Origin of the sequence: Sporosarcina sp. JAI121, from assembly GCF_013408665.1 — a bacterium.
In the GTDB taxonomy this organism is placed as follows: Bacteria; Bacillota; Bacilli; order Bacillales_A; family Planococcaceae; genus Sporosarcina.
The window spans coordinates 233,755-257,706 of sequence record NZ_JACCCL010000001.1 but is presented as its reverse complement, the minus strand read 5'-3'; the positions used below and the strand labels follow the sequence as shown (position 1 = coordinate 257,706).

At 46.3% G+C, this 23,952-nt stretch carries 30 protein-coding genes; 11 read left to right on the top strand and 19 right to left on the bottom strand.

From position 1 onward, the window contains the following. Positions 1 to 18 precede the first annotated feature (18 nt). The gene (locus tag HDC33_RS01300; RefSeq protein ID WP_179390735.1) at positions 19 to 204 is read left to right on the top strand and encodes a hypothetical protein; all 186 of its coding nucleotides are present in this window, start codon (positions 19 to 21) and stop codon (positions 202 to 204) included. A gap of 161 nt (positions 205 to 365) precedes the next feature. On the opposite strand, the gene HDC33_RS01295 is transcribed toward HDC33_RS01300, so the two are convergent. Continuing rightward, entirely contained in the window at positions 366 to 896 is a 531-nt protein-coding gene (locus tag HDC33_RS01295; RefSeq protein ID WP_179390734.1) for a YwhD family protein, read from the bottom strand. Positions 897 to 964: 68 nt separating this feature from the next. Here HDC33_RS01295 and HDC33_RS01290 point away from each other — a divergent pair, with 68 nt between their 5' ends. Continuing rightward, positions 965 to 1,150 (top strand): 2-hydroxymuconate tautomerase, encoded by a 186-nt coding sequence (locus tag HDC33_RS01290; RefSeq protein WP_179390733.1) that lies wholly within the window; start codon positions 965 to 967, stop codon positions 1,148 to 1,150. Between the two features lie 61 nt (positions 1,151 to 1,211). Here the strand turns inward: HDC33_RS01290 and HDC33_RS01285 are convergent, their stop codons facing one another. Together HDC33_RS01285 and HDC33_RS01280 are read right to left on the bottom strand one after the other, a co-directional pair. Further along, positions 1,212 to 1,718 (bottom strand): YwgA family protein, encoded by a 507-nt coding sequence (locus HDC33_RS01285; protein WP_179390732.1) that lies wholly within the window; start codon positions 1,716 to 1,718, stop codon positions 1,212 to 1,214. Between the two features lie 11 nt (positions 1,719 to 1,729). After that, complete coding sequence (locus tag HDC33_RS01280) at positions 1,730 to 3,028, bottom strand: HD domain-containing protein (protein ID WP_179390731.1); 1,299 nt, start codon at positions 3,026 to 3,028, stop codon at positions 1,730 to 1,732. Between the two features lie 182 nt (positions 3,029 to 3,210). Between HDC33_RS01280 and HDC33_RS01275 the strand changes: the two genes are divergently transcribed. Next, complete coding sequence (locus tag HDC33_RS01275; RefSeq protein WP_179390730.1) at positions 3,211 to 3,849, top strand: RsfA family transcriptional regulator; 639 nt, start codon at positions 3,211 to 3,213, stop codon at positions 3,847 to 3,849. A gap of 259 nt (positions 3,850 to 4,108) precedes the next feature. Here HDC33_RS01275 and lipL read toward each other — a convergent pair whose 3' ends face one another. Then, complete coding sequence (gene lipL / locus HDC33_RS01270; protein WP_179390729.1) at positions 4,109 to 4,948, bottom strand: octanoyl-[GcvH]:protein N-octanoyltransferase; 840 nt, start codon at positions 4,946 to 4,948, stop codon at positions 4,109 to 4,111. A gap of 15 nt (positions 4,949 to 4,963) precedes the next feature. Further along, the gene (gene pta, locus HDC33_RS01265; RefSeq protein WP_179390728.1) at positions 4,964 to 5,935 is read right to left on the bottom strand and encodes a phosphate acetyltransferase; all 972 of its coding nucleotides are present in this window, start codon (positions 5,933 to 5,935) and stop codon (positions 4,964 to 4,966) included. A 177-nt stretch (positions 5,936 to 6,112) separates the two neighbouring features. Between pta and hemQ the strand changes: the two genes are divergently transcribed. The 3 genes from hemQ to gerQ all read left to right on the top strand — a co-directional run bounded on the left by hemQ (position 6,113) and on the right by gerQ (position 7,771). After that, positions 6,113 to 6,862: a hydrogen peroxide-dependent heme synthase gene (hemQ, locus tag HDC33_RS01260; RefSeq protein WP_179390727.1), complete on the top strand. Its 750-nt coding sequence runs from the start codon at positions 6,113 to 6,115 to the stop codon at positions 6,860 to 6,862. Positions 6,863 to 6,952: 90 nt separating this feature from the next. Continuing rightward, complete coding sequence (locus HDC33_RS01255; RefSeq protein ID WP_218843141.1) at positions 6,953 to 7,396, top strand: cell wall hydrolase; 444 nt, start codon at positions 6,953 to 6,955, stop codon at positions 7,394 to 7,396. A 24-nt stretch (positions 7,397 to 7,420) separates the two neighbouring features. Continuing rightward, complete coding sequence (gerQ, locus tag HDC33_RS01250) at positions 7,421 to 7,771, top strand: spore coat protein GerQ (protein WP_179390725.1); 351 nt, start codon at positions 7,421 to 7,423, stop codon at positions 7,769 to 7,771. 100 nt (positions 7,772 to 7,871) lie between these two features. On the opposite strand, the gene HDC33_RS01245 is transcribed toward gerQ, so the two are convergent. Genes HDC33_RS01245 through HDC33_RS01225 form a run of 5 tightly spaced genes read right to left on the bottom strand, consistent with a single transcriptional unit; the run spans position 7,872 to position 10,232 of the window. Then, entirely contained in the window at positions 7,872 to 8,252 is a 381-nt protein-coding gene (locus HDC33_RS01245) for a DUF423 domain-containing protein (protein ID WP_179390724.1), read from the bottom strand. 48 nt (positions 8,253 to 8,300) lie between these two features. Further along, the gene (locus HDC33_RS01240; RefSeq protein ID WP_179390723.1) at positions 8,301 to 8,564 is read right to left on the bottom strand and encodes a YwdI family protein; all 264 of its coding nucleotides are present in this window, start codon (positions 8,562 to 8,564) and stop codon (positions 8,301 to 8,303) included. Further along, positions 8,561 to 8,737, bottom strand: coding sequence for a uracil-DNA glycosylase (locus tag HDC33_RS01235; protein ID WP_179390722.1), 177 nt, complete (start codon positions 8,735 to 8,737; stop codon positions 8,561 to 8,563). The genes HDC33_RS01240 and HDC33_RS01235 overlap by 4 nt, the downstream gene beginning before the upstream one ends. A gap of 49 nt (positions 8,738 to 8,786) precedes the next feature. Beyond that, positions 8,787 to 9,473 carry a uracil-DNA glycosylase gene (locus HDC33_RS01230; protein ID WP_179390721.1) on the bottom strand — a complete coding sequence of 229 codons (687 nt, stop codon included), beginning with the start codon at positions 9,471 to 9,473 and terminating at the stop codon, positions 8,787 to 8,789. Positions 9,474 to 9,479: 6 nt separating this feature from the next. Beyond that, positions 9,480 to 10,232 carry a DUF4230 domain-containing protein gene (locus HDC33_RS01225; RefSeq protein WP_179390720.1) on the bottom strand — a complete coding sequence of 251 codons (753 nt, stop codon included), beginning with the start codon at positions 10,230 to 10,232 and terminating at the stop codon, positions 9,480 to 9,482. 112 nt (positions 10,233 to 10,344) lie between these two features. Between HDC33_RS01225 and HDC33_RS01220 the strand changes: the two genes are divergently transcribed. The 5 genes from HDC33_RS01220 to HDC33_RS01200 all read left to right on the top strand — a co-directional run bounded on the left by HDC33_RS01220 (position 10,345) and on the right by HDC33_RS01200 (position 14,814). Beyond that, positions 10,345 to 10,611, top strand: coding sequence for a hypothetical protein (locus HDC33_RS01220; RefSeq protein WP_179390719.1), 267 nt, complete (start codon positions 10,345 to 10,347; stop codon positions 10,609 to 10,611). A gap of 64 nt (positions 10,612 to 10,675) precedes the next feature. Continuing rightward, positions 10,676 to 11,509: a bifunctional hydroxymethylpyrimidine kinase/phosphomethylpyrimidine kinase gene (gene thiD, locus HDC33_RS01215; RefSeq protein ID WP_179390718.1), complete on the top strand. Its 834-nt coding sequence runs from the start codon at positions 10,676 to 10,678 to the stop codon at positions 11,507 to 11,509. Between the two features lie 582 nt (positions 11,510 to 12,091). Continuing rightward, complete coding sequence (locus tag HDC33_RS01210; RefSeq protein WP_179390717.1) at positions 12,092 to 12,442, top strand: YojF family protein; 351 nt, start codon at positions 12,092 to 12,094, stop codon at positions 12,440 to 12,442. A 21-nt stretch (positions 12,443 to 12,463) separates the two neighbouring features. Then, the gene (gene bshB2 / locus HDC33_RS01205; RefSeq protein ID WP_179390716.1) at positions 12,464 to 13,147 is read left to right on the top strand and encodes a bacillithiol biosynthesis deacetylase BshB2; all 684 of its coding nucleotides are present in this window, start codon (positions 12,464 to 12,466) and stop codon (positions 13,145 to 13,147) included. A gap of 314 nt (positions 13,148 to 13,461) precedes the next feature. Further along, positions 13,462 to 14,814 carry a YjiH family protein gene (locus HDC33_RS01200; RefSeq protein WP_179390715.1) on the top strand — a complete coding sequence of 451 codons (1,353 nt, stop codon included), beginning with the start codon at positions 13,462 to 13,464 and terminating at the stop codon, positions 14,812 to 14,814. Positions 14,815 to 14,956: 142 nt separating this feature from the next. On the opposite strand, the gene HDC33_RS01195 is transcribed toward HDC33_RS01200, so the two are convergent. From HDC33_RS01195 to HDC33_RS01155, 9 genes are all read right to left on the bottom strand, one after another. Beyond that, positions 14,957 to 15,901, bottom strand: a complete 945-nt coding sequence (locus HDC33_RS01195; protein WP_179390714.1) for an L-threonine 3-dehydrogenase — start codon at positions 15,899 to 15,901, stop codon at positions 14,957 to 14,959. A 277-nt stretch (positions 15,902 to 16,178) separates the two neighbouring features. Then, positions 16,179 to 16,355 carry a hypothetical protein gene (locus HDC33_RS01190; protein ID WP_179390713.1) on the bottom strand — a complete coding sequence of 59 codons (177 nt, stop codon included), beginning with the start codon at positions 16,353 to 16,355 and terminating at the stop codon, positions 16,179 to 16,181. Between the two features lie 18 nt (positions 16,356 to 16,373). Continuing rightward, entirely contained in the window at positions 16,374 to 17,564 is a 1,191-nt protein-coding gene (locus HDC33_RS01185; protein ID WP_179390712.1) for a glycine C-acetyltransferase, read from the bottom strand. Positions 17,565 to 17,642: 78 nt separating this feature from the next. After that, positions 17,643 to 18,710: a hypothetical protein gene (locus tag HDC33_RS01180; RefSeq protein ID WP_179390711.1), complete on the bottom strand. Its 1,068-nt coding sequence runs from the start codon at positions 18,708 to 18,710 to the stop codon at positions 17,643 to 17,645. A 93-nt stretch (positions 18,711 to 18,803) separates the two neighbouring features. Beyond that, complete coding sequence (locus HDC33_RS01175; protein ID WP_179390710.1) at positions 18,804 to 19,088, bottom strand: YczE/YyaS/YitT family protein; 285 nt, start codon at positions 19,086 to 19,088, stop codon at positions 18,804 to 18,806. A gap of 5 nt (positions 19,089 to 19,093) precedes the next feature. Continuing rightward, entirely contained in the window at positions 19,094 to 19,672 is a 579-nt protein-coding gene (locus tag HDC33_RS01170; protein ID WP_179390709.1) for a YczE/YyaS/YitT family protein, read from the bottom strand. 427 nt (positions 19,673 to 20,099) lie between these two features. Continuing rightward, positions 20,100 to 20,591: a Cys-tRNA(Pro) deacylase gene (gene ybaK, locus HDC33_RS01165; protein ID WP_179390708.1), complete on the bottom strand. Its 492-nt coding sequence runs from the start codon at positions 20,589 to 20,591 to the stop codon at positions 20,100 to 20,102. Between the two features lie 66 nt (positions 20,592 to 20,657). Beyond that, positions 20,658 to 21,260 (bottom strand): hypothetical protein, encoded by a 603-nt coding sequence (locus HDC33_RS01160; RefSeq protein WP_179390707.1) that lies wholly within the window; start codon positions 21,258 to 21,260, stop codon positions 20,658 to 20,660. 103 nt (positions 21,261 to 21,363) lie between these two features. Continuing rightward, a complete protein-coding gene (locus tag HDC33_RS01155; RefSeq protein WP_179390706.1) occupies positions 21,364 to 23,529 on the bottom strand; it encodes a DNA topoisomerase III in 2,166 nt (721 codons plus the stop codon). Positions 23,530 to 23,952 lie beyond the last annotated feature (423 nt).

The window sequence follows — 23,952 nt, the reverse complement described above, 5'->3', positions numbered from 1 at the left end:
GTCGGTTAGCGCGGGGGTATGGTCGGTCGGCGCGGGGATATGGTCGGTCGGCGCGGGGGTATGGTCGGTCGGCGCGGGGGTATGGTCGGTCGGCGCGGGGATATGGTCGGTTCACCCTTCAATTCATTAAAATCAAAAAAGCTTTCCTCGCCCGAATTAATTCAGGGATGGAAAGCTTTTTTACCGTTCAAGGCGACCTGTTAAATGGTGTATCACGCTTGGGTTTGGTTGATACGATATTCAGCAGGGAGTGCACAATTCCGGTTGTCCTAGCTCACAATTGCAAGCTGTAATTTCAGTGTACTGCCTTTCATGCCGACATTCAACCTTGGATAGGGAAGTATGCGGAATTTGTCACTATTTGTTCACAATTGTGGCGATTCAACGCTCAAATCCACATGCAGTTTCGGTTCGCTTCTCTCCCACATTTCCTTGTTATGGCCAGCAAGGAATTCAGCAAGAATACGCTTTGATTTATCATCCATATGATCAACGATAATCGTACGTTTCATTGATTTATCCATCCGGTTGACGTGATCCGCCAGCACTTTATAACCGCGGCGCTTTTCACGGTTGACGACCATTTCGCACGCTGTGACGCCCGCATAATAAGGCCCTTCTTCACGGAAATCGATTGTTACCCAAACGAGCCAGTACGGTTTTCCGCCTTCTGAATCTTCCCGGTTCAGTGTAAACTTAATACCCCGCTCCGTGTCGCTCCTTGCGTGCATCGCACCGATTTCAATCTGCGCAACCCCTTCTTCGACGTCGATAATGACTGGAGAAACGTTTTCAAGTGACAGCGACCCGATTCCGTATCCACCGTGACCGTCAGTCGGATCATCCTTTATAATGGTAAAACCAAGTTTCTGTTTCGGTTTATTCTCATTTGGCATTTCTTCGTCCCCTCCAAATCTGATACTATATATACTATACCCAATAACTACAGGGAGGGGGAAATGAAATGCCAATCGTCACTGTCAAAATGTTGGAAGGCCGTACAGACGAACAGAAACGTGCGCTTTGCGAAAAAGTAACGGAAGCGGTCGCTGAAACAACGGGTGCACCTGCTCAAAACGTTTCCATCATCATCGAAGAAATGTCGAAAAGTCATTACGCTGTCGCTGGAAAACGTCTAAGTGATCAATAATCATCATTTAAAAAGGCTGTCCCAAGACGGAGGTTTCCGTTCCAGTGGGACAGCCTTTCTTCTATTGAACCGAATTCGCCTGCATTTCACTGATGAATTCAAATGCAGACGTCACTTCCTCGGCAGTGAAATTCAGTTTGTTTTTCACAATAAGAACTTTGGCAATCTGCTCGTCCTTTTCGAGATGGTCAAAGTAAAGCAGTGTTGAAACGAGTTCAAGGAAACGAGAACTTTTGACGTTCATCCTGGCAATACAGCTGCTCAGCATTTCGGGGGGAGCGTCCGCCGTTTCAAGAAATCCCTCCCCTTCTTCCGTCACTTGGTAACTATATTGGACGTACGATCCTTTGTCCGTACACTGTTCCGAGAGAAACCCCATCTCGCGCAGCTCTTCTATGCGCAGCGTCAATTCCTCCGAATAGGGGCCATACATATGAAGCTCATATTTTTCAGCGAACGGGAAATTCATTTTTTTTGCGATATAAATCATTTTCTGCAATTTTTTTCTTCCGGTCACTTCATTCGCCATTGAGATGAATTGCACGATCTTAGCGTGTTCCTGCAGCAACTTATTCACTCCTAACCTTTCAACATATGTAAAATCCGTCCATACAGCGGATTCTGTTCTTTTCCAGCTTCCAACACATCTTCCGGGAAATAGATTTTATGGTCCGTCCGTCTTTTTCCTGAAATTGCATCCACGACATCCGACGAACGCGACAACTCACTCAACTCACCATTCGGCATCTGCAAATAAATCGGCAGCCGTTCGTTCTCTTCACCCGGACCGTAAAAATCATACGGCAGGTCTGATGACGAATCCGTAACGAGATAATAAGCCGGGTCGATCCCCGCATCCTTGAATAATTGTTCGAGTTCCCCGATCTTCCGGTATTCTTTGGCCGGATCAAATTCCGCGTACTGGAACAATCTACGGTTGATGAAACGATAGCAAAGGTCCGCTAAAATCGGATCGTCTTCTTTCATCCACATTTGAAAATACGTCAGTAGAATACTTTCATCCAGCGCAATATAATCCTCTAGTTTGAACGTCTTGTCGAAAAATGAACGAAAATGGACAGGCTCTTGTTTGAAGATATAGCCATTTTCATGCAACTGTTTCGCCCGATGCAAAATTTTTGTCAAGATGACTTCCGCACTGCGCGATACGGGATGGAAATAGACTTGCCAATACATTTGGTAGCGGCTCATTATATAATCTTCCACCGCATGCATCCCGCTATACTTGATGACCGCCTGTTCTTCGGTCGGCCGCATGACGCGCAAAATCCGTTCCATATCGAAATGGCCGTACGAAACCCCCGTGAAGTAAGCATCGCGCTGCAAGTAATCCATCCGATCAGCGTCGATTTGGCTTGAAATCAGGCTGACGACAAGTTTATCAGGATATGTTTTCCCGATTATATCAGCGACTTTTTGCGGGAAATCGGGTGCGACACGGCGAAGTACCGCATTCACTTCCGTGTCCCCTAGCAAAATCGCCTGTGTAAATTGTTCGTGATCGAGGTCGAACACATTTTCAAAAGCATGCGAAAATGGACCGTGCCCGAGGTCATGCAGTAGCGCCGCACACATCGTCACGAGCCGTTCATCGCTGTTCCATTCGGGCCGGCCGCTGAAACCGTCGTCAATGATGCGTCTGACGATTTCATAGACGCCGAGCGAATGATGGAATCGGCTATGCTCCGCCCCGTGAAATACGAGATACGTCGTACCCAGCTGCTTGATCCGGCGTAAGCGCTGAAATTCACTTGTGCCGATAACGTCCCAAATCACTTTGTCGCGCACGTGGATATAGCGGTGCACCGGATCTTTGAAAACTTTCTCTTCGACCAGTTTTTCATCTTTATATTCCATGGGGCACCTCCGTCAACTCATTCCCTTTAGTATAATCGCAAAAATGCTTTGTAGGAAGATGGAAAAAGGTTCATTTGCTTGAAAAAGAGATAGAATGCTTTTTTCATTATGAATAAAGTAATGGATTTCTGTACACACTGACCGTAGAAAGAAACTATGAAGATATGACAGGAGGCACGGAAATGGTGAAAGTTAGGCAGGATGCTTGGATTGAAGAAAACGATACTTTATTAGCCGACACAGTATTGCGGCACGTCCGCGAAGGTAGTACACAACTCAGCGCTTTCGAGGAAGTTGGGGATGCGCTCAACAGAACGGCCGCAGCTTGCGGGTTCAGATGGAATGCAGTTGTAAGGCGCGATTATGAAAAAGAGCTTGCAGATGCGAAGAAAGAACGCAAACAAGCGATACGTGTCCTGGGAAAAGATTTTAAACGCCGAGGACAACAATTATACAGCCCTTCTTCACAAGGACAAGAGGAAGAACAGAAAGTGTCCGTTCCATTATCAGCACTTTCCCTCGATACAGTTATCGCTTATCTCGTACGCATGCATCACACAGGTGTGGGAGATAACGAGTCGCTTCGTTGGAGGCAGACTGCTAAAATCGCGAATGAAAAAACGGAGCAACTTGAAAAAGAGATTGAAAAACTTCAACAGGAAAATAAAACACTGCGCGCCGATTACGAGCAATTCGTCCAAATCATGAACCGTGCCCGCCGTCTCGTAACACTGGATGATGAAACGGACCGTACCGCACCCGTCTTCAAGATGGAACAGAACGGAAACCTAGTGTCAAAAGAACCGCCCATCAATCATTGATAGGCGGTTTTTTCTTTGGAAGTACCGATGAAGAACTAACGGGAATGGTTGGACACTTCGGCGATTTGGTTGGACACTTTGCTCGGTTTGTTGGATACTATCGCCGGTTGGTTGGACACTTTGCTCGGTTGGTTGGATACTTCGAGGTTTGTTGCACACTTCGACAGGTTGGTTGGATACTCCGAAAATTTGGTTGCACACTTCTCCCCTAAACGACACAAAAACGGCCGCCCCCTTTCTACAGGAGACAGCCGTTTTTTCATCCACGTGCCAGCATTTTTTGATTGCGTTCGAAAACGCGGTTCAAATAAAAGGTGTACAGGTCCATCTCTTCCGGTTTCAAGCCGCCGATCTCGACATGATCCGCGAGTTCACGTAGCAGAAGCTGTGTACGGATGACGACATCATTTACGGTTAGCGGCATCTCCAATAGTTCAGATAGCGAAGCCATCACTTCCGGTTTGATGGCCGGGTAAGCGAACTTCGTTTCTTCCCCTTGCAGGCCAATTTCATAGAAGTCGCGAATCAATTCAGCACGTTCCGCACCGCTTCCTTCGACACAAAGATAAACTTGGACCGCGATGCCTTGGCGCAGCCTGCGCTGTGAGATACCCGCAAATTTGCGACCGTCGATACTCAAATCATACGAACCTGGACAATACGAGCCGACGATTTCATAGGCTTCGATCCGGTCGCCCGCCTCCGGGAAAAGCATCCGGACGAATGCGAGCATCACTTCATAACCCGCGGGAATATCGATGGAAGAATCAAGTTCAGAAAGCACAATCGATATATTTAATACACCTTCGTCAAGCACCACTGCCAGACCGCCCGAGTTGCGGACGATTGCGTGATATCCTGTATCTCCAAGCATCGAAACCGCTTCTTCAACATGTGGAAGCCGATGATCCTGAATGCCGAGAACGACGGTTTGTTCATGCACCCATGTCCGGACAGTCGGAGTACTCATCTGCTGGCCGACGAGATGGCAAAGTGTGTCGTCGGCCGCAAATGATTCCAGTGCGGAACGATTGCGTGTCGTCATTGATTCATCCACGAAACGCCATTCGGGAATGTATAAAAAAGATTCATATGTCATTTCAATTTCTCCTGCTCATAGACTTTGCGCTGCCGTCAACAAGGCAAGCTTATACACGTCATCTGCGGAACAACCGCGTGACAAATCATTCACGGGGGCATTCAATCCTTGCAGTATCGGCCCGATCGCTTCGTAGCCACCAAGACGCTCCGTTAATTTATAACCGATATTGCCCGCTTCAAGCGACGGGAAAACGAAGACGTTTGCATTGCCTTGAATGACCGATCCAGGTGCTTTTTTCGCGGCAACTTCCGGAACATAGGCCGCATCGAACTGGAATTCACCGTCTAGCGGCAATTCAGGTGCGAGCGATTGAGCGATTTTCACCGCGTTTGCGACCCTTTCCGTTTCTTCCGTTACAGCCGACCCTTTCGTAGAAAAGGACAGCATTGCAACTAGCGGATCTACGCCGAAGGCTCTCGCTGTTTTTGCGCTTTCGATCGCGATTTCCGCCAATTCCTGTGATGTCGGTGCTACCGTAATCGCACAATCTGCAAATACTAGACGCTCCTCGCCTTTCATCATGATGAACGCCCCGCTTGTCCTAGAAACACCGGGCTTCGTCTTAATGATTTGGAGTGCCGGCCGTACTGTATCTGCAGTCGAATGCGCCGCCCCGCTTACTAATCCGTCCGCACGCCTCGCGTAAACGAGCATCGTTCCGAAATAATTGACGTCTTTCAGCTGTTCACGCGCTTGTTCCAAAGTCGCTTTGCCGTTGCGGCGCTCGACAAATTTTCCAGCAAGTTCTTCAAAATAAGGTGCTTCACCCGGATGAATGATCTCGATTTTCGAAATATCAATTCCCGCTTCAGTTGCAGCTTCTTTCACCTTTGTTTCATTGCCAAGAAGAATCGGCTTTACTAGCCCTTCGTTTTGAAGGCGGGACGCTGCTTCCAATACGCGTCCATCCGTTCCTTCCGGCAGGACAATCGTCTTTCGGTTCCCGCTTAAACTATCTCTAATCCCGCTGAATAAATCAATCATCGGATAGCCACCCTTCGCAATTTCTCATGCACTAAGCATACACCAACAAGCCAGGCTGTAAAAGCGATTCACTTCATGTCAAATTCGTGACAACAGTACTCGCAAAGGGCTTCCAATGACCTTCTATGCTACACTTATTTAAGAAGGTAATTCATTAATGAAGGAGTCTGATTTCATATGATCGAAGCAGCACAAACACTTGATGGCTGGTATGTATTACACGATTTACGCTCGATGGACTGGGCGTCATGGAAATTGGTTTCAAAAGAAGAACGTCAAGCGGCAGTGGATGAATTTCTTGTCTACCTTGAAAAACTCCAAAAAGCGGATGACGATAAAACAGGCGCACACGCTTTCTATACAGTAATCGGTCAAAAAGCTGATTTCATGCTTATGACTTTGCGTCCGACGATGGACGAACTGCAAGAACTGGAAACGGAATTCAATAAACTCGCAATCGCGGATTTCACGATTCCGGCGTATTCGTACCTGTCAGTCGTTGAACTATCGAACTACCTTGCGGGCGAATCCACTGATGATCCGTATCAGAACCCTTATGTACGCGGTCGTCTGTATCCTGAACTGCAACGCAGCCAGTATATCTGCTTCTACCCAATGGACAAGAAACGTGACGGCGACGTCAACTGGTATATGCTTGACATGGATAAACGAAAAGCATTGATGCGTGACCATGGCTTGATCGGTCGCAGCTACGCAGGTAAAGTGAAACAGATTATCTCCGGTTCCGTCGGCTTTGACGACTACGAATGGGGCGTCACATTGTTTGCAGATGACGTTCTCCAATTCAAGAAACTGATTTATGAAATGCGTTTTGATGAAGTAAGTGCACGCTACGCTGAGTTCGGCTCATTCTTCGTGGGCACGATTTTACAAGGCGACAAAAAAGCATCATTTTTCAATATCTAAATACCATTATTCATACTTCTTTTGCCTAACTGTGATTTTACAGTTGGGCATTTTTTCATTTCACGGGCATGTTTGACTCCAACGGCGCATATGATTCCCCAAGGGGGTTGTGCCGTGGCAGTTATACAATACACGGATGCTGAACTGGATCTGCTCGCACGGTTAATGCGCGCTGAGGCAGAAGGTGATGGCCAATTAGGCATGCTATTAGTCGGCAATGTCGGAGTGAACCGCGTGCGTTCGGGATGTCTCGATTTCAATGATATACGAAATTTGCAGGACATGGTTTTTCAAAGTCCCGGCGGCTTCGAAGCGACGACAAAGGGCTATTTTTACCAGCGCGCCCGTGAATTGGACCGTAAACTGGCCAGGCGCGTCGTCAACGGCGAGCGCTTCACTCCGGGAGAACGTTCATTATGGTTTTTCATGCCTCAAGGAGATTGTCCGGCACAGTGGTATAACCAATGGAACACAGGCAGATTCAAGTCACACTGTTTCTATTCCCCAACGGTTCAAGACTGCCCGAACGTGTAACTCAAAAGAAGAAAGGATGAAGAAATGGTCCAATACTATTGGAATCAGCCCTATCAAAATCAGCACGTCACACCGCCGCCAGTAACACTTCCAGCTGGAGGAAGGCAACCCGGACCCCCTCGGCGCGAGGAGTCATACATCGAAAACATTTTACGCTTAAACAGAGGAGAACCTGGAACCTTCCATTTTTCATTCGAGCATGCACTGGATACCGGAAAAAACACGAAAGCAGTTAGAGGAACGGTGGAAGCCGCGGGTCGAGACCATGTCATTTTAAGCGACTCGACAACAGGACACCGTTTTCTATTTCCAATGATTTATTTTGATTATGCCGAATTTGATAATGAAGTGAAGTATTTTCCGCAAGCTCCTTGAATTAAAAAAGTCTTCCGGCTGCCATGATGTGGCTTGCGGAAGACTTTTTTGATCTATTCAATCGGGCATTCTTTTCTCAGTTGAGCCGAAGCCCCCTGTTTCAGTTTGAAAATTTAACCGCCGCGACAATAAGCATGATCCACCCTGCGATGAAGGCGACGCCGCCGATTGGCGTGATAGCACCAAGTATACCGATTCCCGACAAGCTTAGTACATACAAGCTGCCTGAGAAAATGATGATACCCGCGAGGATCAAATACCCTGCCCAACTTAGCTGTGTGACCGATCCAAAAAGGGCCGGGCTCATCATGATGCCGACCGCAATCAATGCGAGTGCATGGAACATCTGGTATTGTACGGCAGTTTCCCAGATGGCCAAGTAGTGTTCAGATAGTTTTTCTTTTAACGCGTGCGCTCCGAATGCGCCGAACGCAACAGCGATCGCCGCGTTGACAGCCCCTGCAATAATAAAAAATGGCATATCGTTTCCTACTCTCTTGTTATGATTTCATTGTTTGTGAAATATCTATCAAAAATCGAATATCGAGCCGCCGTTTGCATCCTCTTCCTCGAGGGGTTTGCCTTCCAACGAGGTAATTGATTGTACAGCATTTTCGGTTGTGAGCATTTTCGGGAAAACTTTCTTTTCCTGCCTTCCTTCTTCGCCCAGCGCCACTTCACAGAGTGACCTGACAGCAGAAAACGCTTCCCGCATCGTGCCTTCGTCATTCGTGCGTCTCGCAACACCTAGCTGCCGCTCCATTTCCGATACTATCCGATCGTAAGGAATCATTGTTTGGCATCCCCTTTCTTTTGTTCAAATTGTAAACAGTCCATGCCGGACGATCTTTTGACAACGACCGATGGCAGTTCCCGCGTTTTAAATCCATATGCTTTGCAGCCGCGCGGATTCCGCTGTTCCCATGTCACGAAGAAATATTGGCATTGAAAACAATTTACTGCCACAACGGTCCACCTCTTTCCATTTCCAATTTTATCATGCGTACTGTATGAATTAAAGCTCGCCGCCTGCCAAGCACCAGTCAATCGGTATTTCATCCCACGATTCAAGGATGCGATTCGTTTCCGAATAGGGACGACTTCCAAAAAAACCGCGGCTTGCACTAAGCGGGCTCGGATGGACCGATTCAATGATTTCATGGCGTGTCGTATCGATGAGTTTTTTCTTTTCCTGCGCCGGCCGCCCCCATAGCACAAAGACGATTGGTTCTGCGCGCCTTGACAACTGCCGGATCACTTCATCCGTAAAAGTCTCCCACCCTTGCTTGCGGTGTGAATGAGCTTGCCCTTGCCTTACAGTCAGCACCGTATTCATCATAAGTACGCCCTGTTCCGCCCATCCCGACAGTGTCCCGTTTTCCGGAGGCGGACAGCCGATATCAGACGTCAGTTCCTTGAACATATTGCGTAAACTGGGTGGTATCTTGACGCCCGGCTTCACTGAAAAGCTTAATCCGTGCGCTTGACCGGGTCCGTGATAAGGGTCCTGTCCTAATATGACGACCTTCACTTCATTGAACGGCGTCAATTTGAATGCGGTCCATAAATCATCCATCTGTGGATAAACCGTTTCTTCCGCGTACTCTTTTTTCAGAAATTCACGCAACTTTTTATAGTACGGTTTTTCGAATTCTTCTTTTAGCACTTCGTCCCAATCGTTGCCGAAAAGTTCTATATCCAAAATACATCACTCCTTGAATTCAATCGTCACGTCATAGCCCGCGAATGAAAACATTTCCCGCAACGTCTTTTCCGCATTTTGCTGTGCCATCGTCAAGACGCCCTGTCCAGCAGTTTCTTCCAATATAAGTTTTTTCGCTTCCTCGGCAAGCTCATAAGCCTCTTCAATATTCGCCTTCTCCCGGAACACACCTTCATAGGAATAGACTTCAACTTTATCGAAATAAATTTCAGCTCCTCCTAAAAATGTAGCAGGCGGCAATGTGAGTTTCGCCGTTTTTTTCTTTTCGTCGACTACCACATCTTTTTCCGTCAGGCCAGACATGTCCACACCCGCCTTCACTGATCCCGGGATGACAACCAGCAGCTGCCGTTTCGTTCCCGGTACATTAAGGCCGATGCTTTGCCCGAACAATGTATTATCTTGTCGTTCAATAATGACTTTTGTATACGCTTCGGCTGTCGCAAGTTCGTTCAATTCCTGGATTTGTTCGAGAAACGCACCTTTCGATTCCGTAAATGTGCTCCCCTGTTTCAATATGAAGAACGTGATAAACGGCAAAGCGACAATGAGCAGTAAAATGGAGAGCGCAGTAACTAGAAAGGACTTTTTCCATAATGAAAAAAAGACTTTCCCGACACGCCAGAATCCGGACGGGCGTTCTTCCACTGTATCCATCGCCACCGCGGTTTCCTTTTCGGAAGCCTTCAATTCTCTCAACAGCCGTTCGATTTCATCGATTTTCTTTTCATCCGCCATTTCATACCTCTTTTCCTCTTTTTCGACATAATCTGATATGTTCACATTATAGGAAACTGGCGGTTCAAACAACTAGAAAGACATGGTACGATTGCAGAAAGGGGGATGCGACTTGGTCGATATGCAATTACGAGAGAAGTTGAAAAAAGTTTCTGAAGCTGCAAAACACGGTGACCGCTTGCCCGAACGCTCTAAAAATGCTGGACTCGTCGTTTTCCTTCTCTTAATCGGGATTGGAATCATCGTTTTATCGGCTCTTGCGATAGGACTTGCGTTAGCTGAACATGCACTGAGTGCTGCCGTGATTTTTAGTATTGCAGCGCTACTCGCCTTTTCCGTTTTTAAAGTAATGAGAGCCGATGATGTCGGACAATTGTAATTTCGGTTTTTATTGATAAGATTAACATGGAATTCATTCATCCAAAAAAGGAGACCTACCCATTATGACGCTTAAAAAGACTCTAACAATTGCAGGATCCGATACATCAGGCGGCGCAGGGATTGCGGCGGACCTAAAAACATTCCAAGAGCACGGAACATATGGCATGACAGCTATTACAGTCGTCGTGACGATGGATCCGGATAATAATTGGTCACACGGCGTCTATTCGCTGCCGGTAGACGTCTTGAAAGCGCAGATCAAAACCGCTCTTTCGACAGGCATCGATGCGATTAAGACAGGTATGTTGAGCACAGAAGAAATCATCAAAATTGCGGGCAACGCGATTTCAGAATCGGGGCTGACTCATGTTGTCATCGACCCGGTCATGGTTTGCAAGGGCGAAGACGAAGTTCTGAATCCCGGCACAGTAGACGCAATGGTCGAATTCCTTCTTCCAAAAGCAGAAATCGTCACTCCGAACTTGTTCGAAGCAGGACAACTTGCGGGAACTAAAACACCAAAGACAATCGAAGATATGAAAGCGGTCGCGGAAAAAATCCATTCCCTCGGCGCACGCAATGTTGTCATCAAAGGCGGCAAACAGCTGGAACATGATAAAGCCGTGGATTTGTTCTATGACGGCAAAACGTTTACACTCCTGAAAGCGGAAAAAACGGAGACGTATTACAATCACGGCGCAGGCTGCACGTTCGCCGCAGCAATTACAGCAAATCTTGCAAACGGCCTAGACGTGAAAGAATCCGTTTTGGAAGCGAAAAAATTCGTTTCCGCTGCAATCGCAAACGGCTGGAAACTGAATGAGTACGTAGGACCAGTCATGCACGGAGCGAAAAACCGTTTCGGCGCACCAGAAATTACGACAATTGAAATCTAAAATTACCAACCACCGAAGGGACATGCAGAATGTCTCTTCGGTGGTTCTTTTTCGGGTTGGGTGGAAGGTTTTCCTAAATAGTTGGACACTTTACGAGGTTGGTTGGAGACTTCATGTAGTTGGTTGGACACTTTACGAGGTTGGTTGGAGACTTCATGTAGTTGGTTGGACACTTCGAGAGTTTCGTTGGATACTCCGCTGTTCGTTGGACGCTTTTCCTAAATAGTTGGAAACTTCACGAGGTTGGTTGGAGACTTCATGTAGTTGGTTGGACACTTCGGGAGTTTCGTTGGATACTCCGCTGTTCGTTGGACGCTTTTCATAAATGGTTGGAAACTTCACGAGGTTGGTTGGAGACTTCATGAAGTTGATTGGACACTTCGGGAGTTTCGTTGGATACTCCGCTGTTCGTTGGACGCTTTTCATAAATGGTTGGAAACTTTATAGGTTTCGTTTGACACTCCACCGCTATTCATCCAACTCCCCCTTCCACTTTCCATACCTAAGCCCATCAATCGCATTCACCCCCCATTTTCTATATACTAGGGAGAAGCACTGTTATAGATTTAAGGAGGCTTATGCATGGAAAAAGTTAAAGCGGACCATTTACAGGAACTCATAACTTCTTTTGCAAATAAAGATGTGTACATCCATCTTGAAACGACGAACGGCTCATATGCTGCCCATACCAATGAGGCATTTTTCAATGCGGGCGCATTTATCCGCAATATTATCGTCAAATTCGAACTCGGTAAAGTGGCCGGCGATTCACCCCACCGCATCGGACTGAAACTACCATCCGGGTGGATTTACGCGCAAGGCATCACACACTATAAACTCGATGAACACGGACGTTTGCTCATGGCGGGCCTTGGTTCGGAAGGTAAACTTGCAGTCGCGCTTGAAATCAGTGAGACACCGTTCACATATTAAATTGAAGGAGGCTATTTTTTTATGATTAAAAAAGAACGCCATGTACTTGTCATATTCCCCCACCCCGATGATGAAGCATTCGGCGTATCCGGCACCATTTCTTCATACCGCGATATGGGCGTGCCGGTCACATACGCCTGCTTGACATTAGGTGAAATGGGGCGCAACCTAGGTAATCCACCATTCGCTAACCGCGAAACATTACCGCAGATCCGCAAAGAAGAACTTAAAAATGCATGTAAAGCGATGGGGCTCGACGATTTACGGATGATGGGATTCCGTGATAAAACAATCGAATTTGAAGATGATGAAAAAATGGTGAAAGTTGTTGCAGATTTAATCGAAGAAACGAATCCTTCACTTGTCATCTCATTCTATCCAGGCCTAGCTGTCCATCCAGATCACGACGCAACTGCGCGTGCCGTTGTGCGTGCAATTCGGAGAATGCCGGAAATGGAACGTCCTGCACTGTATACACTTGCTTTTGCCAATAATACAGTTGAAGTGCTCGGCGAACCCGATGTCATTCACGATGTTACAGCTAAGGCGGATAAAAAAGTCGCCACATTGAACGCTCATGCATCCCAGACCGTTTGGATGATGAAGGAAATGGAGAAGAAACTGGAAGAACTAGATCCGGATGCGCTGAAATGGTTGAATTATGAACGGTTTTATACGTATCGCTGGGATCAGGATTTTGAATAAATAGTAATTATAAAAAATCACAGTCTGCATGTAACGGTTTCCCCCTACGTGCAGACAATATAATAAACCACTCATTAAAATGGACTAGAACCCGTATCGGTTTTAGTCCATTTTATGTATTTTTATTTAATAAACAAATTAATTATACCTTGCAGGAGGAAGTCTGTTACCATTAATAGCTATACGGGTTTTCAAATTATATAGACTGAAAAATGGTAATAGTATATACTTTGTTTACAAAGAAAAAAACAGTATATTTATGTATAAATATTCACTCCATACATGTTATACTGTTATAAAAAAGGGGAAATAAAATGAAAAAGTTCACGTTATCCACATGGTTCTATTTCTTAGTTCCATCAATCCTCGGTATTCTTCTGTTCATGGTGCCGATGAAGTATGCAGGTGAATGGAAAATACCGATTGCCATCTTTGCAGATTTATTGTCAGGGGCGATTGCGCCGATTATGCCGTGGGTCGCTACGGTTACACTAATCATCGCTGCACTTGGTTCAGTCGTATTTTTAATGATTCCTAAGGAAAAAGTACAACCGTCTTTTGTGGTAAATTTATTTAAAGTAACACTGTTTTGGACGATTGTCCGGATTATCGGTGCGATTTTAGCTATACTTACCGTACTTCAAGTAGGTCCGAACGCTGTTTGGAATGAAAATACCGGTGGACTTCTACTAAGTGAAACCGGGCTAGTTACGTTCCTGTTTACCATATTTTTATTCGCAGGAATTCTTTTGCCGCTTCTACTAAATTTCGGTTTACTCGAATTTTTCGGGACGATGATGGTGAAAGTGATGCGTCCTGTCTTCAAAATTCCAGGTCGATCTTCAATCGACGCGCTGACGTCATGGATTGGAGATGGAACAATCGGTGTCTTGCTGACAAGTAAGCAGTATGAAGAAGGCTATTATACAAAGAAGGAAGCGGCGATTATCGGGACGACCTTCTCTGTTGTGTCAATCACCTTTTCTATCGTCATTATTGAAGAAGTTGGACTCGGTTCCTATTTTCTTCCATTCTATGGTACAGTCATTCTAACAGGTCTTATCCTTGCCTTTATTATGCCGCGGATTTATCCACTTTCCAAAAAGAAAGAAGAATACATAGACGGTAGGCCATTTACGGGCGATGATGAAAAATTGCCTGAAGGATACAGCGCCTTTTCACACGGGCTTGAAAATGCGTTAACCAGGGCGGATTCAAGCCGGTCATTGCCAAAAATGTTTTCCGAAGGATTGAAAAACGTACTTGATATGTGGATTGGCGTCATCCCGGTCGTTATGGCCTTCGGGACGGTTGCACTTATTCTTGCGGAGTATACGAGTGTCTTCACGATTTTAGGTTTACCGTTCGTACCAATTCTCTCCATCCTCGGTATTCCTGAGGCGGCGGATGCAGCGCAACTTATGGTCGTCGGATTCACGGACATGTTCCTACCGGTCATCTTGGCGAACGGACTAATTACTTCAGAGTTGACATTGTTCGTTGTTGCAACCGTTTCAGTGACACAACTCATTTTCATGGCCGAAGTTGGGGGACTTCTGCTAGGCTCAAAAATTCCGGTGAACTTCTTTGAACTTGTTGTCATTTTCCTTCTGCGTACAATCATTTCATTGCCGATCATTGCAGGAGTTGCACACCTATTATTTTAATAAAGATGGGCCTCGCAAATTGTTGCGGGGTCTTTTTTTCCGGATTATGTGCGGGTTGCGGATAGATATGATCGCTTCGATAAAGACGCCCCCTACTTCATGTAACAAAAAAGACCGCAGAAATCATTCCGCGGTCTTCTCATCATATATACAATTTGTTTTTCAGTTTTGACAGCATATCTTCTGTCATTTTATCCAAATCATAGTTTGTTTTGAAGCCCCATTCGTTGACAGCTACTGTCGAATCGATTGAATCGGGCCAGCTATCTGCAATCGCTTGGCGAACAGGATCAACATCGTAGGCTATTTCAAATGTAGGAATATGTTTCTGGATAGACGCTGCGATTTGTGACGGTTCGAAACTCATTGCCGTTACATTGAACGCGTTGCGGTGAATCAGTTTCGTAGGATCCGCTTCCATTAAATCGACAATCGCTTGTAACGCATCTGGCATATACATCATATCCATGTACGTACCTTCAGCAATATATGAAGTGTACTTACCTTCTTCGAGCGCTTTGTAATAAATATCGACCGCATAATCCGTCGTTCCGCCACCCGGTTGCGCTACATAAGAGATGAGCCCCGGGAATCGGACACCGCGTGTATCAAGTCCGAATTTATGGAAATAGTAATCGCACAGTAATTCACCTGCGACTTTATTGACACCGTACATCGTCGTCGGTCGTTGCAAAGTGTCTTGCGGTGTGTCTTTTTTTGGTGTTGACGGCCCAAATGCGCCGATTGAACTCGGTGTGAAAAACTGCATATCCAGCTCGCGCGACACTTCAAGTGCATTCATAAGCCCGCCCATATTGAGATTCCACGCAAACAAGGGTTCATTTTCCGCTTTAGCTGACAATAATGCAGCCATATGCATCATTGTATCCGCGCCAAAATCCGCCGCTAGTGCATGCATTTTTTGGGCATCCGTCACGTCAAGGATTTCAAACGGGCCTTCTGTCGCAGATTCCGTACGGCGAATATCCGTCGCCAATACGTTTTCAGTACCATATTCAGAACGCAGCTTTGTAATTAATTCCGAACCGATTTGACCTAAAGCACCCGTCACCATGATTTTCTTCATTATTAATTGATCCCCGCTTTCGAACGTTTGTGTTTTTAGAGAGTACACGACTAAAAAAATATTATCGATTCATTGATTCTATAGCTTTATTTCATTATAAAACGTTCTCCCAAAAAAGACAACGCTGATTTGAATGCATACCAATCCTCACCCGTCTTTGATATAACGAAAGAAAAACAGGAGAATGTTTTGCACCTTACGATGAAGCGCTTTGAAAATGGTAATATGATCGTGCAGTAATTGTAAAAAGCCCCGAGTCGTAGGGGCTTTTTGTTTTTTAGTATGCACTTGGTTTAATAAAGTTACTCATATTATCAACAACGGACGGTTTTTTCGGTTCACCGCGTGCGGGTACCTTGTCGATATAATTTGTTGCAACGGCGAGTTTGATTGCCATGATTTCACCCGCAACTTTTCCTCCCCAAAAAGAAAACCCGGACAGCATGTAAGCCATCCGGGATTCATCATTTCGTTATGAAATTACGTTGAGTTCTTTGCCTACTTTTTCGTAGATGGCTAGTGCTTCGTCGAGCATTTCTTTCGTATGGGCTGCGGTTGGCATGTTACGGACGCGGCCTTTTCCTTTGGCGACTGTCGGGAAGACGATTGATTTGGCGTAGACACCTTCATCCGCAAGACGTTTTGAAAATTGCTGCGTCAGCTTCTCTTCGCCGATGATGCACGGTGTGATTGGCGTTTCGGATTCACCGATATTGAAGCCCAATTTCTTAAGACCGGCTTTTAAATAGTTACCGTTTTCCCAAAGTTTATCATGCAGCTCTGTCGATTCCGATATCTTGTCCAACGCACCCATGATCGCCGCGACATCTCCCGCAGGAAGTGCCGTGGAGAATAAGAACGGACGGGAACGGACTTTCAGCCAGTCTATCAATTCCTGTGTGCCCGCAACATAGCCGCCAACAACGCCGATCGCTTTCGACAGTGTCCCCATTTGAAGGTCGATTTCTTTTTCAAGACCGAAATGTTTGACGGTCCCTTTACCTTTGCCGGTGACACCTGAACCGTGCGCATCGTCAACATACGTGATCAAATCGAATTCCTTCGCGATTTTCACGGCTCCAGGAAGGTTGGCAATATTGCCATCCATCGAGAAGACTCCATCTGTAATATACATCACTTTTTCATACAGGCCGGATTCGGTCGCTTCTTTCGCTTTTGCACGGAGGTCGTCCATGTCCTGGTGATTGACACGGATGACTTTCGCACCGGAAAGGCGGCAGCCGTCAATGATGGAGGCGTGATTTAATTCATCTGATAGAATTGCATCTTTTTTCGTCATGACAGCGGAAATCGCTGCCATATTACAGTTGAAGCCTGATTGGTACGAAATCGCCGCTTCCGTTCCTTTGAATTCAGCAAGCTTTTTTTCCAGCTTGACGTGGATATCGAGCGTTCCATTAATTGTACGGACCGCGCCTGCACCGACACCGTATTTTTCAGTTGCGGCAATCGCCAGCTTTTTCAAATCCCCGTCTGTTGCAAGCCCCAAATAGTTATTGGAAGATAAGTTGATAAGTTCTTTTCCTTTAATTGTAATGATTGGGCCGTTTGGACCTTCAACGGGATCGATTTCATTGTAAAGTCCTTGATCACGGAGCTCTTTTAAATTTTCTTCTAAAAATGCATGGAGTACTTTTGACAAAGTAATCTTCCTTTCAAACAAATGATACCTCCATTTTACCATACGACCGGCCCTGCCGCAGAATGAAGTGCATCCTAGTTAAATCAGTTCCAAAAGAACACTCGATTTCTTCTCGAAGACAGGTTGGATAATAGCGGCATCCATCATGATTTTCATGCTATTTTCAGCTTGTGCGTAAGATTGCATATAGCCGGTTGCATCGAGCATTTTTTCCGCGTAGGCTTCGCGGATTTTACTGATTTCCTCTTCCGCCCCAGCGTCAGCTTCGCACATGCGTACGAGGTCGAGCAATTCATCCCCCGGCAGTTCCGCATCGTAGACGTGTGGATTCGTGGAATCGAGAAGGCATACCGACAGCTCAGGAAATAGAACAAGATCGACTCCAGCTGGATCTAAACCGCACCAACCGTATTGAACGTCGAATCCGCGCATTTCCGCTTCGGCTCCAAGCGACTTCATGAGCGTCGATTTGCCTGTTCCCGGAAGTCCTTTAATGAGGATCCGCCGCTTCAATCCCTTCGTAATCGATGGGATGAAATCCTTTGCTCCGCCTGATGTCAATGAACCGATAAGCCTGTGTGAAACGACCGCTTCTTTATTCAGCTTGATAGTTCCAAACAACTCTTCTTTTAATGATTGTATTTGAGTTACATGGATATCCCACATCATCCGCTTTATGTTCACTCTTTCCCAATCATCGTGGATATTTTTTGCTTCCTCGAGTGTTTGCAGGGCTTTTTTGAGCGCCGTACCCGACACCGTCAACTTTTCCACAATTGATCCGTTCTGTTCACGCAATTTCTCTTCATCGTAAATATCGTAAAAACTGACAACCTTGTGCTTTCCGCCTATTTCCGCCGGTTCAAGTGCAACGGGATGTGACGCTTGCAGGATGAAGACGTCCGGACCTTTAATGAAGATTGCATCCGTTCTGTCAAGCTGTACGGGATCCATGAACCGATCTATGTCATAACCTTGTTTCAAATAGTGTGCGGCTGCTTCATTCAACAAATTTGAGATTGCATTTGTTGGAGGACACTTCAGAAATAGGGTTTTCGAAGCCGATGCAATGAGTTTATCGTATTTGTGTGAGATTCCAGCACCTGTATAGGCTGTCCCCATGTATTGGGTTATCGTTCCATTCATTCCGATCATCCTTTCTGTACATACGATTAACGTATGCCCGGACATAAAAAAAAAGCACGGCTTCGCAGCACATGCTTAAATAAAAAATTTTCTTCAGAATGTAACTTCTTCTTCGCTCTTATCAATTATCTTCATCAAAAAATTTCGGCATTGCGGAATTGTATAATGAGCGATCTGCCCTAAAAATAATGCAATCAGCACCGTCCCGATTCCGATTGGACCGCCGAATAACCACCCGACGATTGCCACAACGACCTCGATTGTAGTCCGAACTTTTTTCACGCTGGCTCCCGTTTTCTTAACAAGGACGAGCATGAGACCGTCCCGCGGACCCGCCCCGATATTTGGTGAAATATAAATCCCGACACCATATCCCATAACGATTACACCCATTGAAAAGATGAGTAGTTGTGCACCCATCGTAATGCAATCAGCACCGTCCCGATTCCGATTGGACCGCCGAATAACCACCCGACGATTGCCACAACGACCTCGATTGTAGTCCGAACTTTTTTCACGCTGGCTCCCGTTTTCTTAACAAGGACGAGCATGAGACCGTCCCGCGGACCCGCCCCGATATTTGGTGAAATATAAATCCCGACACCATATCCCATAACGATTACACCCATTGAAAAGATGAGTAGTTGTGCACCCATCGAAGAGATATCGGGAAGCAACCAGTTGAAAAGGTCGATAAAACCCCCGATCAGCACCAAATTCAGCCATGTTCCGAACCGCGGCCATTCTTTCAAGGCGATGGCTGTCGAAATGATAATAATGAAGCCTGTAATAATCCCCCATGTACCGATTGTCAGGCCGAAGTTATTGTTCAAACCGACGTGGAGTACATCCCAAGGGCCGATTCCCAGCTTCTGTCCTTTAATTGTCATTGAAATACCTAGCGACAGGATAAGCATGCCGACCAGGTAAAATGTCCATCTCCATAGTAAAATCTTTCTCATGTGAATCCTTCTCTCTATAATAAAAGACACCCATGCTTCGCATGAATGCCATACTTCCACTCTATTGATTGTAACATGTCCATCAGCCTAGATATATTGAAAAGAAGAATCACCCATAATACACACTTCGGCGCTTGGGGATGCCTCCCGCGATAAACGAGGGCACAGAAAAAGTCCGATTTCCTCCAACACCGTTGATTTCCGTTCCGAGCGGACGCTTTCCGCGGGCACGGCTTCAGCCTCCTCGTCACTGCGTTCCTGCGGGGTCTTCAGCTCGCGCTGTTCCCGCAGGAGTCGCCGCTCTGCACTACAGTCGACTAGTTCTTACTTGAAAAAAGTTTTTCCATAATACACGCTTCGGCGCTTTGTGGGCGACTTCGTTCAGTTTACACAAGTGATTCAATACTTCGATTTAAATTGATATGCATTAATCCTTCACGATGTCATAAAATGATGCTTCTGTCACCCGAGCCAGTTCTGCTGGAATAAGCTTCATCTGCAAGCCTGGCTTGCCCGCACTTACAATTATCCGATCAAGACTTTCCGCAGACTTATCGATGAACGTCGGATACGCCTTCTTCATCCCGACGGCCGAACAGCCTCCGCGCACATAGCCTGTTTCTTTCGTCAACTCTTTCAAGGGTAGCATATCGAGCTTCTTCACCACGGCTGCCCTCGCCGCTTTTTTCAGGTCAAGTTCCAAAGCGACAGGCACCAAAAAGATGAATAGTTCCCGTGGACCTGCAATCGTGACAAGTGTCTTATATACTGTCCCTACCGCCTGTCCCGTTTTTTCCGCGACAGAAATACCGTCCACCAATCCATCGTTCACGTCGTATTCCATTAGTTCATAGTAGACTCTTTCTCCATCTAGAATCCTCACTGCATTCGTTTTCACTTTTTTGCTTTGTTTTGCCATCCGTTCATCCAACCCCTTTATCAAAACGAAAAGGCCGCCAACTAACAGGCGACCTTACCGATTCAGTCATGCAATTTTGTAAAAGCTCGGCCGATCGATTTCGAACCCTTTCTGTTTCATCAGCGCATGGAAAGAGTAGGATGAAATCGCCTGTTCGTACCGCTTTTGCATGATTTGTACTTCACGGTCTAAATCCGAGGGAAGTTCCATGGATGCCATTTTCGCAGCCTCCGCTTCGTCATGTGCAACCGCCTCTTCAATTTCGGTTTGCGCCTTGTTGTGCAATGAAATCTGCGCCTCTGTCCGCATAATTTTTGCCGACGCAGTTGCGGCAAGCAGGTAATCCGCGGTCGTTGGTGCAGGTCCTGAAATCGCTTCAGCCCGCACATTTCTCCAACCGGCAATTGTCTCTTCAAGCGTCTTTCCCAGCGGCATCACAATTTGTTTCATTTGCCCTGCGCTAAGCTGTTGGAAATCCTGACGCTCCTGCTGAAGGATTTCAGGTTCTTTTTTCCCTGTCAATAACTCCTCTAGCTCCGCAACCTTTTGTTGGTTCTCTCCATTATATTGCACATGGCGATTGTAAGCAGTCTCAGCATTTCTGCGCCTCATTGCATCATATGTTTGAACATAATCACCCGCTGCACCATGAGCCGAAACAGCATACATGTCATTTCACCTCCACCTAGATGAATTCACAAAAATCTAATAACTAAAGTATACCTATTTCATTCGGAATAATAAACCCGACGAAAGCGCTAATAAAAAATGATCACTTGTCGAATAGTTTCTTAAGCGCATCCGCCATCGCCGTGTTTTCCGGCTCTTCCTGCTTTTTCATGTACTTCTGAATATCTCGTTTGTCCGCTTTCTTGCCGCCCGAGTTCGCTCTGCGCTTCTCAAATGCCGACAATTTTTCACGGTGGCCGCATTTACAGACGAAAATCCGTCCGTCGCCTTCTCCACGCATTTCCAGTTTCTTTTTACAAACCGGACATCTGGCATTCGTCAGCATCGACACGTTTTTCCGATGACCGCACTCCCTATCCTGACAGACAAGCATTTTGCCGCGCTTGCCGTTCACTTCCAGCAGTAGCTTGCCGCAATCCGGGCATGTTTTCCCAGTAACATTGTCGTGTTTGAACTTTTTGTCGTCCGTTTTGATTTCACTGACGGTCTGTTTTGAAAAAGCGATCATATCTTTCATGAATTCCGCTTTCTTCATTTGTCCATTCGCAATTTTTGTCAGCCCTATTTCCCATTCCGCTGTCAACGCCGGCGATTTCAGATCTTCCGGCACAAGTTCAAGTAGCTGGCGACCCTTGGATGTCATGTGAATATCGTTTCCTTTTTTCTCCATGACGAACGAATTGAAAAGCCTTTCGATGACATCCGCACGCGTCGCGACTGTGCCGAGTCCGCCTGTTTCACCAATTGTTTTGATGAGGTCTTTTGACTCTCCTTGCATGAACTGCGAAGGATTCTCCATTGCCGCAAGCAATGTCCCTTCATTAAAACGTGCAGGCGGTTTCGTTTGACCGTTTGTCATGACAATCGCCTGGATTTTCACTTCTTCGCCTTTTGTAAATGAAGGAAGTGTATCCGTATCCGCCTCTTCTTCCTCTGTCGAATAAACCTTTTTCCATCCTTCATCCGTAACTGTACGACCTTTTGCTTTGAACAATTCCCCGCCTACCGCAAGTTCAGCCGTCACTTGGTCATAACGGAACGGTCCAAAGAAGACGGCCAAAAATCGTTTGACGATCAAATCATATAAACGTTGTTCCTTATCGGATAAGTTCTGTAGAATCGGCGTTTCCTCCGTCGGGATGATAGCATGGTGATCCGACACACGCTTGTCGTCGATGACACCTTTCTGCGGTTTGACAGTTCCCCCACGCAGTAGCGTATTGGTCGCCTTCCGGTATGGCCCGATATCGACGGCTTTGATGCGCTCTTTTAATGTGCTTTCCATATCCGACGTCAAATGCTTCGAATCGGTACGCGGATACGTCACTGCTTTATGGCGCTCATACAGGTTTTGCAATGTCGACAGTGTCTCTTTCGCCGACCATGACCAACGTCGGTGCGCTTCTTTCTGCAGCTCCGTCAAATCGAATAAATGCGGTGCCGGCTGTGACTTCGGCGTCGTTTTCACATCCGTCACTTTTCCGGAATGAATCCCGTCGATTTTCCCTATCAACTTCTCAATCGCCTCTTTATCGAACGACTGCGTTTGGCCTGCCTTATCATGCCATGTGAACTTCGCGGTATCCGTCAATGCTTGCATGCCGTAGAATGATTTCGCAGTGAAGTTGCGAATTTGTTTCTCGCGTTCTGCAATCATCGCAAGCGTCGGCGTCTGAACGCGTCCCGTCGACAATTGAGCATTGTATTTCACCGTCAACGCACGCGTTGCATTGATGCCGACGACCCAGTCCGCTTCTGCACGGGCCACCGCGGCCTGATACAGATTTTCATATGCACGGCCATCTTTTAAATTGTTGAAGCCGTCTTTGATCGCTTTGTCGGTGACAGATGAAATCCATAACCGTTTGACAGGCTTGCGGACTTTCGCTTGTTCCAAAATCCAGCGTGCCACAAGCTCCCCTTCGCGCCCCGCATCCGTCGCGATGATGACATCTTTCACATCATTGCGATTCAGTTGTGCTTTGACCGCATTGAACTGTTTCATCGTCTGGCGGATCGGTACCAGTTTGAAAGGCTCGGGAATGATCGGCAAGTGCTCGAGCTTCCACTCTTTGAATTCATTGCCATAGCCTTCCGGATCCGCATGCGTCACGAGATGGCCAAGCGCCCACGTTACTATATAATTTGTTCCTTCAAGAAATCCGTTTCCTTTTTTATTGCAGCCGAGCACCCGCGCAATATCGCGTGCCACGGACGGCTTTTCAGCTAATACAAGTGATTTGGACATAAAATAATCCCCTTTCTTCATACATCGATTATACGGGAGAACGGGATTGGATGCATGTCGGGCGAATGGAGCGGGGTATATCACAAGAATCCTTTCCCGCTGTACCATTCTATGGGATGAATGGTATTGGAATAAAACTGTTAGAGTAAGTTCTTAACACTGATAAATAATAACCAGACTTTTGAAGATTGTTAGGGTATATATAAATTCCATTCACTACGCTTCGGCGCTCGGGGATGCCTTTCGCCATAAGCCGGACAACTTCGTCGTCAGTCTTATGGCTTCGACTACCCCTGTGTGGCGCCTGCGCTGGTTTTTTGTTTAACAGATAGAGTAAGTTCTTATAAACACTGATTAATAATAACCATACTTTTAAAGATTGTTAGGGTATATATAAATTCCATTCACTACGCTTCGGCGCTC